The sequence below is a fragment of the Amycolatopsis dongchuanensis genome (genome assembly GCF_039542405.1).
Classification (GTDB): Bacteria; Actinomycetota; Actinomycetes; order Mycobacteriales; family Pseudonocardiaceae; genus Amycolatopsis_E; species Amycolatopsis_E sacchari.
Genome location: NZ_BAABIB010000018.1, coordinates 116786 through 132571 on the forward strand (window position 1 = coordinate 116786; position 15786 = coordinate 132571).

The 15786-nt window shown below is 72.5% G+C and carries 16 protein-coding genes and 1 pseudogene; 9 read left to right on the plus strand and 8 right to left on the minus strand.

The features are described from left to right. Window positions 1-100: 100 nt before the first annotated feature. The 3 genes and pseudogenes from ABFX51_RS04090 to ABFX51_RS04100 form a co-directional block, all read left to right on the plus strand. Window positions 101-1021, plus strand: a complete 921-nt coding sequence (locus ABFX51_RS04090; RefSeq protein WP_346052263.1) for an MBL fold metallo-hydrolase — start codon at window positions 101-103, stop codon at window positions 1019-1021. Beyond that, complete coding sequence (locus tag ABFX51_RS04095) at window positions 1018-2490, plus strand: carboxylesterase/lipase family protein (RefSeq protein ID WP_346052264.1); 1473 nt, start codon at window positions 1018-1020, stop codon at window positions 2488-2490. Before ABFX51_RS04090 ends, ABFX51_RS04095 begins: the two co-directional genes overlap by 4 nt. 5 nt (window positions 2491-2495) lie before the next feature. After that, window positions 2496-2927, plus strand: a pseudogene (locus tag ABFX51_RS04100) (ATP-binding protein); the annotation flags it as partial. 648 nt (window positions 2928-3575) lie between these two features. On the opposite strand, the gene ABFX51_RS04105 reads toward ABFX51_RS04100, so the two are convergent. Beyond that, complete coding sequence (locus tag ABFX51_RS04105) at window positions 3576-3812, minus strand: hypothetical protein (RefSeq protein ID WP_346052266.1); 237 nt, start codon at window positions 3810-3812, stop codon at window positions 3576-3578. Window positions 3813-3822: 10 nt separating this feature from the next. Between ABFX51_RS04105 and ABFX51_RS04110 the strand changes: the two genes are divergently transcribed. Next, on the plus strand, window positions 3823-5193 hold the full coding sequence (locus ABFX51_RS04110; protein WP_346052268.1) for a helix-turn-helix transcriptional regulator: 1371 nt from the start codon (window positions 3823-3825) through the stop codon (window positions 5191-5193). 4 nt (window positions 5194-5197) lie between these two features. On the opposite strand, the gene ABFX51_RS04115 is transcribed toward ABFX51_RS04110, so the two are convergent. The 6 genes from ABFX51_RS04115 to ABFX51_RS04140 all read right to left on the minus strand — a co-directional run bounded on the left by ABFX51_RS04115 (window position 5198) and on the right by ABFX51_RS04140 (window position 10435). After that, entirely contained in the window at window positions 5198-6322 is a 1125-nt protein-coding gene (locus ABFX51_RS04115; RefSeq protein WP_346052270.1) for an NDMA-dependent alcohol dehydrogenase, read from the minus strand. 8 nt (window positions 6323-6330) lie between these two features. After that, window positions 6331-7107 (minus strand): enoyl-CoA hydratase/isomerase family protein, encoded by a 777-nt coding sequence (locus tag ABFX51_RS04120; RefSeq protein ID WP_346052272.1) that lies wholly within the window; start codon window positions 7105-7107, stop codon window positions 6331-6333. Further along, complete coding sequence (locus tag ABFX51_RS04125) at window positions 7100-8239, minus strand: CaiB/BaiF CoA transferase family protein (RefSeq protein ID WP_346052274.1); 1140 nt, start codon at window positions 8237-8239, stop codon at window positions 7100-7102. Before ABFX51_RS04125 ends, ABFX51_RS04120 begins: the two co-directional genes overlap by 8 nt. Then, on the minus strand, window positions 8236-8676 hold the full coding sequence (locus tag ABFX51_RS04130; RefSeq protein ID WP_346052276.1) for a hypothetical protein: 441 nt from the start codon (window positions 8674-8676) through the stop codon (window positions 8236-8238). The genes ABFX51_RS04125 and ABFX51_RS04130 overlap by 4 nt, the downstream gene beginning before the upstream one ends. 521 nt (window positions 8677-9197) lie before the next feature. Beyond that, entirely contained in the window at window positions 9198-9479 is a 282-nt protein-coding gene (locus ABFX51_RS04135) for a hypothetical protein (RefSeq protein ID WP_346052278.1), read from the minus strand. 164 nt (window positions 9480-9643) lie between these two features. After that, window positions 9644-10435 carry an NAD(P)H-dependent oxidoreductase gene (locus tag ABFX51_RS04140; protein ID WP_346052280.1) on the minus strand — a complete coding sequence of 264 codons (792 nt, stop codon included), beginning with the start codon at window positions 10433-10435 and terminating at the stop codon, window positions 9644-9646. A 43-nt stretch (window positions 10436-10478) separates the two neighbouring features. On the opposite strand from ABFX51_RS04140, the gene ABFX51_RS04145 reads away from it, so the two are divergent. Together ABFX51_RS04145 and ABFX51_RS04150 are read left to right on the plus strand one after the other, a co-directional pair. After that, window positions 10479-11486: a GlxA family transcriptional regulator gene (locus tag ABFX51_RS04145; RefSeq protein WP_346052386.1), complete on the plus strand. Its 1008-nt coding sequence runs from the start codon at window positions 10479-10481 to the stop codon at window positions 11484-11486. A 174-nt stretch (window positions 11487-11660) separates the two neighbouring features. Continuing rightward, on the plus strand, window positions 11661-12011 hold the full coding sequence (locus ABFX51_RS04150; protein ID WP_346052282.1) for a nuclear transport factor 2 family protein: 351 nt from the start codon (window positions 11661-11663) through the stop codon (window positions 12009-12011). A 10-nt stretch (window positions 12012-12021) separates the two neighbouring features. On the opposite strand, the gene ABFX51_RS04155 is transcribed toward ABFX51_RS04150, so the two are convergent. Further along, a complete protein-coding gene (locus tag ABFX51_RS04155) occupies window positions 12022-12528 on the minus strand; it encodes a MarR family winged helix-turn-helix transcriptional regulator (protein WP_346052284.1) in 507 nt (168 codons plus the stop codon). A 67-nt stretch (window positions 12529-12595) separates the two neighbouring features. On the opposite strand from ABFX51_RS04155, the gene ABFX51_RS04160 reads away from it, so the two are divergent. The 3 genes from ABFX51_RS04160 to ABFX51_RS04170 all read left to right on the plus strand — a co-directional run bounded on the left by ABFX51_RS04160 (window position 12596) and on the right by ABFX51_RS04170 (window position 15784). Next, window positions 12596-13483, plus strand: coding sequence for a formylglycine-generating enzyme family protein (locus tag ABFX51_RS04160; RefSeq protein WP_091506107.1), 888 nt, complete (start codon window positions 12596-12598; stop codon window positions 13481-13483). Window positions 13484-13503: 20 nt separating this feature from the next. Continuing rightward, window positions 13504-14118, plus strand: a complete 615-nt coding sequence (locus ABFX51_RS04165) for a TetR/AcrR family transcriptional regulator (RefSeq protein WP_091506109.1) — start codon at window positions 13504-13506, stop codon at window positions 14116-14118. Between the two features lie 109 nt (window positions 14119-14227). Further along, the gene (locus ABFX51_RS04170) at window positions 14228-15784 is read left to right on the plus strand and encodes an ABC transporter substrate-binding protein (RefSeq protein WP_346052286.1); all 1557 of its coding nucleotides are present in this window, start codon (window positions 14228-14230) and stop codon (window positions 15782-15784) included. Window positions 15785-15786 lie beyond the last annotated feature (2 nt).

Below are 15786 nucleotides of genomic sequence, written 5' to 3' on the forward strand. Positions count from 1 at the left end.
GCGGGCCACCTCCGGTTCGGCTTCTGGGTCCACGCCGCCGGGCAACTGCAGTCACGTGACGGATACCGGGCCGCCCCGCCGCCGGAACACGATGACAGCCATGCACAGCATCACCCTCGGCGAAGTCACCGTCACGCGCGTGTGGGAGTACTACGGGCCCGTCGACATGACGCCCGACGTCTTCTTCCCCGACGCCCCCGGCGGGGCCTGGGCGGACCACCGCCAGTGGCTCGTGCCGCAGTTCCTCGACGGCGAGACCGGCATCGTCAACTCCGCCATCCAGACCTGGCTCCTCCGCAGCGAGGGCAAGACGATCCTCGTCGACACGGGCGTGGGCAACGACAAGGAACGCCCCTACGCCCCCGTGTGGAGCCGCCTCGACACGGACTTCCTCGCCAACCTCGCCCGCGCCGGGGTGCGGCCCGAGGACGTCGACCTCGTGATCAACACGCACCTGCACATCGACCACGTCGGCTGGAACACCTACCTCCAGGACCGCACGTGGGTGCCCACCTTCCCCAACGCCACCTACCTCGTCCCCCAGCGGGACTTCGACTTCTGGGACCCCGGGAACGGATATCCGACGGTGTTCGGCCGCGGCAACCAGAACGTCTTCGAGGACAGCGTCGCCCCGGTGCACCAGGCGGGGCAGACGCTGTTGTGGGACGGCAGCCACCGCATCGACGGCAACCTCCGCCTCGACCTCGCGCCCGGCCACACGCCCGGGTCCTCGGTGCTCGCCCTCGAATCCGGCACCGACCGCGCGCTCTTCGTCGGGGACCTCATGCACAACCCGGTGCAGATCGTGCACCCCGAGACCAACAGCTGCTTCTGCGAGGACCCGGCCGGAGCCCGTGCGACACGGCGCAAACTGCTCGGCTGGGCCGCCGACAACAACGCCCTGGTCTTCCCGGCCCACTTCGCCGGAGGCGGCGCCGCGGAGGTGATCCGCGACGGCGAACGCTTCGCCATCAAGGGCTGGGCACCGCTGTCGCCCGCCACGGGGAGCGAAACCCGATGAACGAGCCCGTGGTGCGGACCGTGCAGGGCGCGGTGCGTGGCGTGGCTGGGGAAAACGCCGTCGTCTTCCGCGGAATCCCTTACGCCGCGACGCCTATCGGCGCCGCCCGCTTCGCCCTGCCGCAACCCCGCGCCGCATGGGATGGCGTGCGCGACGCGACGGCTTTCGGCCCGACGGCGCCGCAGGGCGAACGCAACCTCGGCGATCTCGACCTGTCGCCCTACTTCGGCCCCGGCTGGATCCCCGGCCCCGACTACCTCGCCGTCAACGTGTGGACGCCCGACCCCGGTGCGGGCGACCTGCCGGTCATGGTCTTCGTGCACGGCGGAGGTTTCGTCGCCGGCTCCGCGCGTTCCCCGATCTACGACGGTACCGCCTTCGCCCGCGACGGCGTGGTGCTGGTGACGCTGAACTACCGCCTGGGCATCCCCGGATTCCTCGACCTGCCTGGTGCACCGGCCAACCGCGGTCTGCTGGACGTCGTGCAGGCCCTGCGCTGGGTGCGGGAGAACATCGCGCGGTTCGGCGGAAACCCTGACCGCGTGACGGTTTTCGGGCAGTCGGCCGGTGCGACGATCGTGGGTGCCCTGCTGGCGACGCCCGAGGCACGCGGGTTGTTCGCCCGCGCCATCGTGCAGAGCGGCAGCGGCCTCGGCGCCTTCTCCCCGGAACAGGCCGCCCGCGTGACGCGTGCCGCCGCCGAGGCCCTCGGCGTCGAGCCACGGGCCGAAGCGTTCGCCGCCATCCCCGACGAACGCCTGGTCGCGGCCGCGTCCCGGCTGGGCGGGATCGACCTGCGCACCGCCACCGCCCGCGACCCGCTCGTCGGGCTGAGCCCGTTCAGCCTGGTGCTGGACGAGCAGCCCGCACAGGCAGGCGGTGCCGACGTCGACCTGCTGATCGGCACCACCACCGAGGAGGGCAACCTCTACCTGGCCCCTTCGGGCGCGTACGCCCGGTCCACCGCCGACGACGTCACCGCCGCCGCGGAACGCTCCCATCCCGATCCGGCGGCGCTCGTCGAGGCGTACCGGAAGTCGCGACCGGAGGCCTCCGACGGGGAACTGCGCTCGGCGATCTTGGGCGACGCGTTGTTCGGCGCGGGCACGTGGGCGCTGACGGAAGCACACGCCGAACGCCACGCCACCTACGCCTACGCGTTCGCGTGGCGTTCCGGGGCGCTGGACGGGCAGCTGGGCGCGACACACACGGTGGACCTGCCGTTCGTCTTCGACGTCACGGGCCTGCCGGAGTTGCACGGGCCGAAGGCGGTGCTCGGGCCCGGACTGCCGCCGCCGGACCTCGCCCGCCGCGTGCACGCCGCGTGGGCCGAGTTCGCGAAAACGGGTTCTCCCGGCTGGGACCGCTACGACACCGCGCGCCGGGCGACCATGGTCATCGACGCCGACTGGCACCAGGTCGACGACCCCCGCGCCGCGGAACGGCGGATGTGGCGCCGCCTAGAGTGATCGGGATGTCAGCAACACCGGTGCTCGCCGGGCGCGACGACGAGCTGCGACGGCTGACCGGGGCAGTCCGGTCCGCGCCCGGCGGTGAGCGCGTGCTCGTCGTGGCCGGGGAGCCGGGCTCCGGCAAGAGCGCGCTGCTGGACGCCGCGGTCGCCGTCGCCGGGGAGCTCGGGCAGCGGGTGCTCCAGGCGGCCGGCAGCGAGGCCGAGTCCGGGCTGGCCTACGCCGGTCTGCACCAGCTGCTGCGCGCGGTGCTCGACGCGGCGGACGCGTTGCTGGACGGGCAGCGGGCGGCACTGCTGGGCGCGGTCGGACTGGGCGCCCCGCCCGGCAGGCCCGATCCGTGGGAGGTCGGGCTCGCGGTTTTGACGTTGTTGTCGGACCTGGGAGATCAGGCGCCGTTGTGCGTGGTCGTGGACGACGCGCAGTGGCTCGACCGCGCGTCGCTGGACGTGCTGTCCTTCGTCGCCCGGCGGCTGGAGGGCGAGCCGGTCACGCTGCTGGTCGCGGCCCGCGACGGCGACGCCCTTCCTGGTCTGGACCAGTTCGCGCCGAGGGTGGCGCTGGGGCCGCTCGACGCCGGCGCGGCGGCGCGGGTGCTGGCCGCGCAGCCCGTCACGCTCACCGCGTGGGCCCGGCAGCAGGTGGTCGACCAGGCCGCGGGCAACCCGCTGGCCCTCCGCGAACTGGCACGGGCCGCCGCCGCGGATCCGGCCGTGCTGGCGCCCGCGCCCGGCCCGTTCCCCGTCAGTGACCGGCTGGAAGGTCTTTTCGGCGCACACCTCGACGCGCTCCCGGAGGCCACGCGGCACGCGCTGCTCCTGCTGGCGGCCGCCGACGCCACGGACCCGGCCCGCTACGTCTCGGCGGTGCTGCCCGCCACCGACGACGTCTGGCTGCCCGCGCGGCGCGCCGGGCTGGTCCGCCCGGCGGGGGACCGGCTGGTGTTCCGGCACCCCCTGATCCGGTCGGCGGTGTACCACCGGGCCTCGTTCGCCGGCCGGCGTTCGGCGCACCTGCGGCTGGCCGCGGCGCTGACCGACGAGCCCGACCGCAGGGCCTGGCACCTCGCCGCCGTGGCGGTGTCACCGGATCCCACGGCCGCCGCGGAACTGGAGCGCACCGCGGACCGCGCACGCCGCCGCGGCGGCGGCCGCGGCGCTGGAACGTGCCGCGTCGCTGTCCGCGAGCCGGGCGGACGCCGCGCGGCTCCTCGTCGCCGCGGCCGGGGCCGCCGCCTTCACCGGCGACCTCGGCTGGGTCGAGCGGCTGGCGGACGGCGCGCGGGCCCTGAGCGACGACGCGGCGGTCGAGCGCGTCACCACGCTCCTCGTGGGCCAGCTGAAGTCGCTCACCGCCGAACACGACGCGGCCTTCTCGACGTTGTCCCGGATTGCCCGCCCAGCACTGGAAAGCGACCCGGAGGCCGCGCTCGCCGCGTTGTCCTGGGCCGCCGTCGTCTGCTTCTACTCGGGATCCTCGCCGAGGCGGTCGGAACTCCGGTCGCTGCTGGCCGGGGTGCGTGGTGGCACGGACGACGTGGCGGCGGCCTGGACGGCGGCCGTGTCCGCGCCGTTCTCCGGCCGCGCCGGTGCGGTGGCCGGACTGCCGTCCCTCGTCGACGCGGTGCGGGACCAGCCCGACCGCCTGGTGATGGTGGCGATCGTCGCGTGGCTGCTCGACGAACCGGTGCTCGCCACGCGCACCTTCGACGACGCGTTCGCGCTGTGGCGGACCACCGGACCGCTGCCCAACGGGCTGGGCTGCGCCGCGGCCCTGGCCTACCTGGAACGGGGCCGCTGGTCGCAGGCCCACGTCGTGTGTGACGACGTGACCGCCGTCGGGCAGGCGACCGGGCTGGTCCACGCCGTCGCGTGTGCCGATGCCGTGCGCGCCATGGTTTCCGCGGCGCAGGGCCACACCACACGGGCGCGGGAGCTGGCCGAGCGGGCGCTGACGGCGACCGACCCGGAGGCGAGCCGCTCCGTGGCGGCCTATGCCCGGCGGGCGCTCGGCGTGGCGGCGGCCGTGGAAGGCGATCACGAGACGGCGTACCAGCAATACCGGTCGCTGTTCGAGGCGGACGGCACCCCGACGCACTACCACGCCTGCTACGCGGCGGTCGCCGAACTGGCGGCGGCCGCAGCCCGCACCGGGCACGGCCGCGAGGCGGAGCTGATCGTCGAACGGTCCGAAAAGGACCTCGGGAGCGAGGTTTCCCCGCGCCTGGCGGCGTTGTTCCAGCGGGCGCGTGCGTTGCTGGCGGCACCGGAGCACGCCGAAGCGCACTTCAAGGCGGCGCTCGCGGACGCGGCACTGGCGCCCTGGCCGTTCGAACGCGCGCAGACGCTCCTCGAATACGCCGAGTGGATGCGGCGACGGCGGCGCATCGCCGAAGCGCGTCCGCTGCTGACCGCCGCACTGGAGGTGTTCCGGCGGCTCGGCGCGCGGCCGTGGATCGAACGGGCGCAGGGCGAGCTGAGGGCGTCCGGCATGGACGTCGTCGAAGCCGTGCCGGACGCCATCGCCCGCCTGAGCCCGCAACAGCAGCAGATCGTCCAGCTCGCCGCGCGGGGCCTGACGAACAGGGAGATCGGGGACCGGCTGTTCCTGTCCCCGCGCACCGTCGGCTCGCACCTGTACCGGACGTTCCCGAAACTGGGCGTCACGACGCGGGCCCAGCTGCGCGACCTGCTGGGGTGAGCCGTCAGTCGTGGATGACCACGCCGCGCACGAGCTGGTCGGAAAGCAGGTCGTCGTACCCCTTCTGGACCTCGTCAAGGGTGTAGGTGCGCGTGATGAGTTCGTCGAGCTTCAGCCTGCCCGCGCGGTAGAGGTCGAGCAGCCGCAGCACGTCCCAGTTGCCGCTGGTGCCACCGAACACCGCGCCACGCACCTGCTTCTGGAAGAACGTCAGCTCGGACAGGCTGATCGGCAGCCCGACCGTGTTCAGGGGGCCGACGGACGTCACCACGCAGATGCCGCCCTTGCCGAGCGCGGCGAACGCCTGCGCGACGTGCTCGGGCCGCAGCACGCCGACGGTCACCACGACGGAGTCGGCGCCCTGGCCGTTCGTGTGCTGCCGGGCCAGCTCGGTGGCTTCCTCCATCGTCGCGACGGCGTGCGTGGCGCCGAACCGCAGCGCCGCTTCGCGTTTGAAGGGCGCGGGGTCGACGCCGATGATGTGCGCGGCCCCGGCGTGGGCCGCGCCCTGCACGGCGTTGACGCCGACACCGCCGGTGCCCATGACCACGACGGTGTGCCCGGGCCGGACCTCCGCGAGGTTGACCGCGGAACCCCAGCCGGTGCTGACGCCGCAGCCGACGAGGCAGGCCTTGTCGAGCGGGATGTCCTGGGGGATCTTCACGACGCAGTCGACCGAGACGAGCGTGGTGGCGGCGAACGTGGAGATACCGCACATCTGCCCCACCGGCCTGCCGTCCGTGGTGTGCAGCCGGTAGCTGCCGGGGTCGGTCCACCGCGCCCCGCTGAGGGCACCCGGGGTCAGGTCGCAGAGGTTCTGGTGCCCGCTCGCGCACTGGCGGCAGTGCCCGCAGGAGGGGACCGCCGTGAACACCACGTGATCGCCCTCCTTGATGCCCTTGGCGTTCGGGCCGCCGACCCTGGTCACGACTCCGGCGCCCTCGTGCCCCATCGCCATGGGCAGGACGCTCTGGTACGAGTCGCCCTTCGCGTGGTGGTCGTCGGAGTGGCACAGGCCGGACGCGACGACCTTGACCTCGACCTCGTCGGCCCGCGGTTCGTCGACTTCGAGGTCGATCACCTCGAGCCTGCCGGGAACCTCGGCGAGGACTGCTCCCCGTGTGCGCATGGTGCTCCTTAGTGTCCGTGGAAGGTGGGGGTGCGGCCGGTCCGGAACGCGTCCAGTGCTTCGGCGGCGTCGTCGGTGGCGGCGATCATCGCGAAGTGCGACGAGATGAGGTCGAGCGCGGTGGGCAGGTCGTGGCGGGCGCCTTGCCGGACGGCGCGTTTGATGACCTGGACCGCCAGTGGCGGGCGCCCGGCGAGCTGCCGGGCGAACTCGTGGGCTGTCCTGAATGGATCGTCGGCGATCTCGTCGACGATACCGAGTTCCAGCGCCTGCTCGGCCGGCACGGTTTCGCCGGTCCACAGTAGACGGAGCGCGCGTGACGTGCCGATGAGCCGCGGCAGCAGCCAGCACCCGCCGTCACCCGGCACGGCGCCGACGCGGATGTAGCCCTCACTGAACGTGGCGGCGGGGGAGGCGATGCGGTAGTCGCAGAGCAGGGCCATGTCCATCCCCGCGCCGACCGCGCTGCCCGGTACGGCGGCGATCACCGGCTTGTCGACGTTCTCCAGCGTCAGCGCTACCGGGTGGATGCGCCGCGTGAGCACCTGCTTGATCCGCACCGGTTCGGCGGCGTGGCCGGCGAACACCTCCAGGTCGATGCCGGAGCAGAACGCGTCACCGGCCCCGGTGACCACGATGGCCCGGATTTCGTTGTCCGACTGGGCATCCACCAGCGCCCGCACCCACTCGTCGAGCATCGCGAGGGTGAGGGCGTTCTTGCGGTCCGGGCGGTTGAGGGTGATGGTCGCGACCGGACCCGTCTTGTCGTAGTCCAGCTCAGCCATGGCCGAGGACCTCCCGGAAAACGCTTTCCGTGTCCGCGCCGAGCAGCGGTGCCCAGTCGCGTTCGGGCCCGTTGCCGGTGGGACCGGTCGTGCGGGGGAGACGCAGCGGGCCTTCGGTGGGGTGGTCGACGGCGGTGAAGAAACCCGTCGCGACGAGCTGGGGGTCCTCGGCCAGATCGGCGAGCCGGGTGACGGGACCGATCGGGATCTTGTGCGGCTTGAGCAGGTCGATCCACTCCTGACCGGTGCGTTCGGTGAACGTTTCCGCGACCAGCCGGTAGAGCTCGTCGATGTGCTTCGTGCGCTCGCGGATGGTCTGGTACCGCGGGTCTTCGGCCAGTTCGGGCTTGCCGATGAGGTCGAAGAACACCCGCCAGTGCCGGTCGGTGTAGATCAGGACGGAGACGGCGCCGTCCTTGGTGGTGTACGGGTGGCGGTGCGCCGAGGCGGTCCGCCCGTAGCCCGGCGGCCCGAGCGGCGGGTCGAAGACCTGCGCGCCCTGCTGCTCGACGAGGTTGAAGGCGGTCATGGTCTCCAGCATCGGGATCTCCAGTGCGACACCACGGCCGGTCCGGTCCCGCTGCCGCAGCGCGGCGAGCAGGGCCGCGGCGCCGTGGAGTCCGACGACCTTGTCGGCCAGCGCACTGCGGACGTACGCCGGGTCCGAGCCGGCGCCCTGCAGGTCGGCCAGGCCGCTGCGGGCCTGGATGATGTCGTCGTAGGCGGGCTCGTCGGCAGAAGGGCCGCCCCGGCCGAAACCGCGGAACGCCAACGCCACACAACGCGGGTTGCGGCGCACGATGGTGTCGGCCGCCAAGCCGAGTTCGCGGGCGGCGTCGGGCCGGAGCGTGTGCACGACGACGTCGGCCCAGGCGATCAGCCCGGACAGCGCCTCGGCCCCCGCCGCGGTCTTGAGGTCCAGCACGACGCTGCGCTTGCCGCGGTTGGCGTTGAGGAAGAACGGGCCCATCCCGGTGCCGCGGACATCCCCGATGTAGCGGGCGGGATCGCCGCCGGGCGGCTCGACCTTGACGACGTCGGCGCCCCACTGGGCCAGGAGCATCGTGCAGTACGGGCCCATCAGGGTGGTGCTCAGGTCGACGACGCGCACGCCGTCCAGTGCGCTCGTCATTCGGCGGGCACCGGTCGTGCGTCCCGGCGCCGCCGTCGCAGCAGGGCGCCACCCGCGTGCAGGATGGCGGACGCGACGACCGCGGTGATCGGGAAGGACGTGGGGTCGAAGTCCGTCACGTCCTCACCGGGCAGGACGGCGCGGAGCCCGACGATCGCCGTGGCGGCGACCAGCCCGCCGCCGACGCCGCGCAGGGCGGCCGGCCACAGGCGGAGGTGCTCGTACCCGCCGACGACGGCGCCGAGGATCCCGATCCCCTGCCACGTCCACCACGCCGGTGTCCACCAGACGAGCGTGAAGGCGGCGATGACGCCGAACAGCAATGGCGCGCCGATCACGGTGAGGACCTTGCGGAGCGGGGAAAACTCGGCGAACAGGGGTGGCGCCGTGCGGGCAGGCCGCTCGTCCCGGTCGTCCCGCAGTCGCTGTTCGGGCATGGCTGTCGACCTCCTCGACGTCGAGGGCCGGGCTCGGCTGCGGGAACCCGATGACACGCGCTCCCTGGGACGAGCGCCTCCTCGCGTCTTCCGCGGAGAGTAGAACAGAGGAGTCGAGCCTATGTCAATGAGCATAGAGATGGGATGGTGAGCACAGGGGAAGCCGACGTGGATCCGGCGGTGCGGGCTCGATCGTCCTCAACGGACGGCAGCGGGCAGCAAACAGCGGAAAGTCCTACCCCACACACCGCCACCCGGCAACGCGAACGCGAGCGGCCACACCGCCCACACCCACCCCCGCCCCGATCCCCAGCCGCACTTACGGCCGATCCGGCGGGTCAAGAGTGGGCGAAGCCCATCCCGAAGGGACGCCGAAGGCGCTCTTGAGGCGCCTCGATCGGTCGTCAACACTCAAGGATCGGGGCGGGGGTGGGGCCGCGCAGCAGGGCGGTCACGCCCGGTGGACCCCGGCACCCGGGCAGGCAGCCGAGCACAATCCGCCCAGCCGCAACCGACCGCCCTCAGGCCAGTTCGGCCGACACCACGCCAGGCAGTGCGCGGAGGTCCGTGAGCAGCGCCTCGACCTCGTCGGCGGGCAGCAGGACCGTGCAGACCAGCCCGCTTTCCCTGACGCCGTCCCGGATGTCGACGGACAGCTCGTGCACGGTGCGGCTCCGGCGGGCGAGCAGGCCCGCCAGCTCCGGGACGGCGCCGACGCCGCCGGTGAAGTAGGCGGCGATGCGGCGCCGCACCGGCAGCGCCGGGCGGGAGGTGCGGTCAGCGAGGAAAGCGGGGCTGGTCATGGCGGATCTCCACGGATGAGGAAGTGGCTGGGATCCGGGCCAGGTCCCGAAAGAGGAGCCGCGTCGTCAGCGGTCGCGAAACCGCGCGCCGGCGACCTGGCTCAGCCGGCGCGCCGGGCTACTACGAGTCGCTGGGACGTCAGCCGGCACCGCACGGCGAGAGGCTAACACGAGCCCCGCGTGGTCGTACAGGTGATCAGGTGCGCGCCCAGCCCGGTCGACCCCGGCGCCACGTCCGGCCGCAGCACGAACCTCTCGTCGTAGTCCCCGCCGTTCTGCTTCCGGTACGGGATCGGCTCGGTGTCCGGGATCGCGAGCAGGCGCTCGCGCAGCTCCTTCGCCGCGTTCCCGGCGTCCTCGGGGGTGAACCGGTCGGCGCCGGGGAACAGCACCGGCGGGAGCACCTCCGCGCCGGCGTAGAACAGCGTGCCGTGCTGCAGCGGGAACAGCAGTTCGCCGACGGAGCCGTGGATGCCGCGCTCGCCGTAGAACCACGCCGGCCCGCCCATCGTCACCACGGCCATCGCGCGCTTGCCCGCGAGGAACCCGTCGCCGTACCCGAGCCACTCGCCGCCGGGTCCACGCAGGCCGTACGCGTAGCCCTGGTGCCAGACCCGGTCGAACCAGCCCTTGAGGATGGCGGGCAGGCCGAACCACCACAGCGGGAACTGGACGACGATCGTGTCCGCCCGGTCGATCTTCTCCTGCTCGCCCCGGATGTCCGCGCTCAGCGCGCCACTGCCGTACCCGCGCTTCGCGGCGGCGGCGACCTGGAACCGCTCCGCGGGGTCGTGGCCGTATCCGGCCGCGTCGACGACGGGGTTCCAGCCCATCGCGTAGAGGTCCGACACCTCGACCTCGTGCCCTTCGGCCCGCAGCGCGCGCTGCCCCTCCCCGGCGAGGAATCCGTTCAGGGAGCGGGGTTCGGGGTGGGCGAGGATCCACAAAACGTTCATGCCCCGATCCTCGGCCGGCCGGACCGCGACGGCGACTGGCCTGATGGACAACATGTGCGAAGATCGGGCCATGACCGTTTTCGCCGGTGACGGCCGCCACCGGCTGGCCGTCCTGGTCCGCGACGGCGTGCTGCCCTTCGAGCTGAGCCTCGTCCACCGGTTGTTCGGGCAGGCACGGGGCGCGGACGGCGCGCCGCTCTACGAGGTCGTCACGTGCACACCCGTGCCCGGGGACGTGCGGACCGACGCGGATTTCACCATCGCCGTACCCGCCGGGCCCGAGGCGCCGGCCGAGGCCGACACCGTCGTCGTCCCGGGCTCGGACGCCGACTACGAGCCCCGGGACGACCTGCTCGACCCCGCGCTGGCCGCGGCGCTGGCGGGTATCCGGCCCGGCACGCGGATCGCCTCGATCTGCACGGGGTCGTTCGTGCTGGCGGCGGCCGGGCTGCTCGACGGCCGCCGGGCGGCCACGCACTGGCGCTCGTCACCGCGGGTGCGGGAGCGGTTCCCGGACGTCACGTTCGACCTCGACGTGCTCTACACCGACGACGGCGGAATCCTCACTTCGGCCGGTGCGGCCGCGGGCATCGACCTGTGCCTGCACATGATCCGCGGCGATCACGGTGCCGCGGTCGCCAACGAGGTCGCCCGCGGCACCGTCGTCCCACCGCACCGCGACGGCGGGCAGGCGCAGTACCTGAACCGGCCGGTGCCGGAGCCGCGGACCTCCTCGACCGGCCGCGCCCGCGAGTGGGCGCTGGAGAACCTGCACCGGCCCGTCACGCTGCGGGAGCTGGCGGCGCGGGAAGCGACGAGCACGCGCACCTTCACCCGCCGGTTCCGGGACGAACTCGGTACGTCGCCGGGGCGATGGCTCGCGCGGCAGCGTGTCGAGCGGGCCTGTGCCCTGCTGGAAAGCACCGACCTGCCGGTCGACGAGATCGCGGTCGCGACCGGGTTCGGCACGGCCGGTTCGCTGCGGTTGCACCTGAAGGCGGAGCTGGGGGTTTCGCCCACCGCCTACCGCGCCACGTTCCGCGGCCGGTGAGGGCCGGAACGGAAGCGGGATCCCACCGCGCCCAGCGGCGAGGTGCGCCCGGTGTTCCCCGTCGTGTCCCAGCCCGTGGTCGCCGTGGTCCGGCACCACCCCGCGTTCCTGTTCGTCGCCTCCTGACGGGCGGGCGGGCTTGACCACCCCACCTGCTTGCGTGACACTTCACGCATGTCGGAGATCGAGTCGCTGATGAAGGCGAACCTGCACGAGGTGTTCGGGGAGCGGGACCCGCGGCGGCGGGCTGCCGCCGTCGAGCGGACCTATGCGGAGGGTGTCGTCTTCGCCGACCCCGAGGAGGTCGTGGTCGGGCGCGAAGCGATCCACGCCAAGGCTCAGCGGTTGCTCGACGAGGCGCCGGGGTTCGTGTTCTCCGAAGCCGGGCCGATCCACGTCAACCACGATCTCGGTGTCCTGGCCTGGAACTTCGGGCCGGAGGGGCAGCCGCCCGCCGTGCGGGGCATGGACATCTGCCTAATGGAGAACGGGCTCATCGCGAAGGTCTACACGATCCTCACGTGAACCCCGCGCGTCACGGGTGGTCGACGGGGCGCGGCAGCGTGCCGTGGGTGATGAGGTTGTCGTAGATCTTCTCGAACCACTCCGCGAATTCGCCTGTGCCGTGGTCGTCGAGCGCGTCGAGGAACATCGTCCGCACCAGGGCGATGTGGCTCGGTGAGGCGGTGGCCAGGGTTTCCCGCCCCGAAGCCGTCAGCGAAACCACCGTGACCCGCTTGTCCTCGGCGCTCACGCTGGTCTGGACCAATCCACGCCCGGCCATGCGGCGGACGTGGTGGCTGACCCGGCTGCGTTCCCAGCCGATGCGGACCGCCAGGTCGGAGACGGACAGCGTGGCGTCCTCGTCGCTGGTCAGCGCGACGAGCACGTCGAAGTCGGCGAGCGAAAGCCCGTGGTCGGCCCGCAACTGCCGGTTCATCTCGTACCGCAGCCGCAGGTGCACCTTCATGTAGGCGAACCACGCCCGCCGTTCGTCCTCCGACAGCAGGGCGAACGGCGATTCCGGAGCGATCTCGGCCACAGCGACAGCCTAACGGGGCACCCGGGCCGGGAAGCTACTGTGGACGGAAAGACAGGAGGTACCCAGCGTGTCCGGATGCTGCCCACCTTCGCGGTCCGCCGCGCCGTCCGCCGTCGTGCCGCAGGCGGGGCCCGTGCGGGCTCCCGACGCCGACGGGCTGATTTCGTTGCCCGGCGGCACTTTCCGGATGGGCACGGAGGACGAGGACGGCTTCCCCGAGGACCACGAGGGCCCGGTCCGCGAAGTCACGGTCGGCCCGTTCGCGATCGACGCGTACGCGGTGACGAACGCGCGGTTCGCCGAGTTCGTCGACGCCACGGGCTACCGCACGGAGGCGGAGCGGTTCGGCTGGACGTACGTGTTCGCCAAGTTCGTGCCAGCGCACCTGCGGAAGGGGGCGCCGCGCCCGGAGCAGACGCCGTGGTGGTGCGGGGTGGCCGGGGCGTACTGGCGGGCGCCGGAAGGCCCGGGCAGCGACGTCGAGGACCGCTGGGACCACCCCGTGGTGCACGTGTCCTGGAACGACGCGACGGCCTACTGCGCGTGGGCGGGCCGCCGGCTGCCGACCGAGGTGGAGTGGGAGTACGCCGCCCGCGGCGGGCTCGACCAGGCCCGCTACCCGTGGGGTGACGAGCTGACCCCGGACGGTGAGCACCGCTGCAACATCTGGCAGGGCCGCTTCCCGGTGCACAACACCGAGGAGGACGGGTTCGCCGGGACGGCACCCGTGGACGCGTTCCAGCCCAACGGTTTCGGGCTCTACAACGTCTCGGGCAACGTGTGGGAGTGGTGCGCGGACTGGTTCGACCCGGCGCGGGCGAACCGGGCCATGCGCGGCGGTTCCTACCTGTGCCACGACTCGTACTGCAACCGGTACCGGGTCGCGGCCCGCACCGCGAACACCCCGGACAGTTCGAGCGGGAACCTGGGGTTCCGCACCGCCGCCGATATCTGACTGCCGCTAACGTTCCGGGCATGCCGTCTGACAACGCCCGTGGCTACGCGAAAGGCCGGGCCCGCCGCCGGGAGATCCTGCTCGCCGCCCTCCGCGCGTTCGCGGAGCAGGGTTTCCGGGCGACGTCGATGCGGGAGATCGCGGAGATGGTCGGCCTGAGCCAGGCCGGGCTGCTGCACCACTTCTCCTCCAAGGAAGAGCTGCTGGAGGAGGTGCTGCGGCTGCGTGACGAGGAGCAGACGGCCTTCAACGAGCGCCTCGGGGAGGGGCGCGGCCTCGACGCGATCCGCTACCTGCTCGACCTGGTGGACCTCAACGCCAGGCAGGTCGGGCTGGTCCGGCTGTACACGGTGCTCGCGGGGGAGTCCGTGAGCCCGGGGCACCCCGCGCGCCAGTACTTCCTCGACCGTTACGCGACGGTGCGGGAGCGCGTCGCGCAGCGGCTGCGCAGTGCCCGTGACGAGGGCGAACTGCGGGCCGACGCGGACCTCGACGGGGCGTCCGCGGTGATCATGGCGGTCATGGACGGGCTGCAGATCCAGTGGCTGCTCGACCCCGAAACCGTCGACATGCCCCAGGTGTTCCGGGAGTTCCTCGAGACCTACCTCCGCGGCCTCGCGCCGGACGACCGGTAACGAACGAGTAACAAACCATTCAGTTGATAGGTTTTTCTGCCTACAGTCCTTCCACCCCAACGACGCGGCTGGTGCGCGCCAACGACGGCGCAGGAAGGACGGACCGCCCATGGCGTCCGGCAGGAACATCCCGGAACTACCCCGGAGAACAGCGCTGCTCGGCCTCGCCGGGCTCGGTGCGCTGACCCTCGGTGGCTGCCGGCTCGCGGTGAACGAAGCACGCGGTGCCGACGGCGGCGGCCCCCGGCAGGGCGGCACGCTCATCCTCGCGGTCAACAGCGAACCCACCCCGGCGCGGGTCCAGTCGCAGGGCCCGACCTCGACGACCTGGCGCGACCTCGTCTTCGAAACGCTGACGGCGTACGACAGTTCGGGCACCCCGCAGCCGGCGCTCGCCACGTCGTGGGAGCTGGCCGACGGCGGCCGGACGGTCACCCTGCGCCTGCGCGACGACGTGCGGTTCCACACCGGACGGCCGATGACCGCGCAGGACGTGATGTTCTCGCTCCGGCGCACCACCCAGCCCGCCGCGCAGTCACAGGTCAGCTCGATCAGCAAGCTCATCAAGGACATGAGCGCGCCCGACGCGCACACCGTCGTGCTGCGGCTGAGCAGGCAGGCGAGCAACCTGTTCGACCTGTTCCAGTTCTGCTCCGTCGTCGACGAGGAGTCCGCACGCGGGCTCGACGACGGCAGCGCCGTGATCGGCACCGGGCCGTTCCGGTGGGAGTCGTGGACGCCGGGTTCGCAGCTGACCCTGGTGCGCAACACCGGTTACCGCGTCCCGGGACGGCCCTACCTCGACCGGATCGAGCAGCCGCTGATCACCGACCCCACCGCGCTCGTCACGGCGATCCGGGGCGGGCGGGCGCACATCGCCTACGGGGTGGGGCCGATGGACGCCAGGGGACTGTCCACAGACGACCGGTTCACCGTGAACCAGGGCATCTCGGTCGCCTACTCGGCCGGCATGAACGTGACGAAGCCGCCGTTCGACAAGGTCGAGGTGCGGCAGGCGGTCGGGTACGCCGTCGACCGCAAACGCGCGCTGAACCAGATCTTCGCCGGCTACGGCGAAAGCAGCAGCCTGTGGTGGACGCGGAAGGAACCCGGCTGGGACGCCGCGCAGGCGGCCGCCTACACCTACGACCCGGCCCGCGCCAAGGCGATGATCGCGGGCGCCGGCGCGGCCGGGGCGCGGGTGACCATGGACGTGATCGGCATCCAGGCGGCCCGCAGCCTCGCGGAGGTCGTGCGGTACGACCTGGAAGCGGCCGGGCTGCGCGTGGCCGTCCGGGTGCTGGACACGGTCGACTTCACGCGCCGGATGGCCAACAGCAGCCTCGAAGGCGAACTGTTCCTCAACGGCTACGGGCTGTCCGACATGTCCGCCGCCACGTTCGTCAGCTCCGTGCCGGCCTTCGCGTTGAAGAACGCCTCCCGGTTCGAAAGTCCCGAATACGCCACCGTGATGAACCAGGTGCTCACCGCGTCGCCCGGACAACGGCAGCCCGCCGTGCGGCGGCTGGGCACGTACCTGCAGGAGCAGGCGTTCGAGCAGTGCTTCCTCGTGACGCAGGCGGTCAACGTGCAGTCCAACCGGGTCCGCGACCTGGGCCAGACCGCCGTCGGCAGCTTCGTCCTCACCGATACCTACCTGGTGTAGCC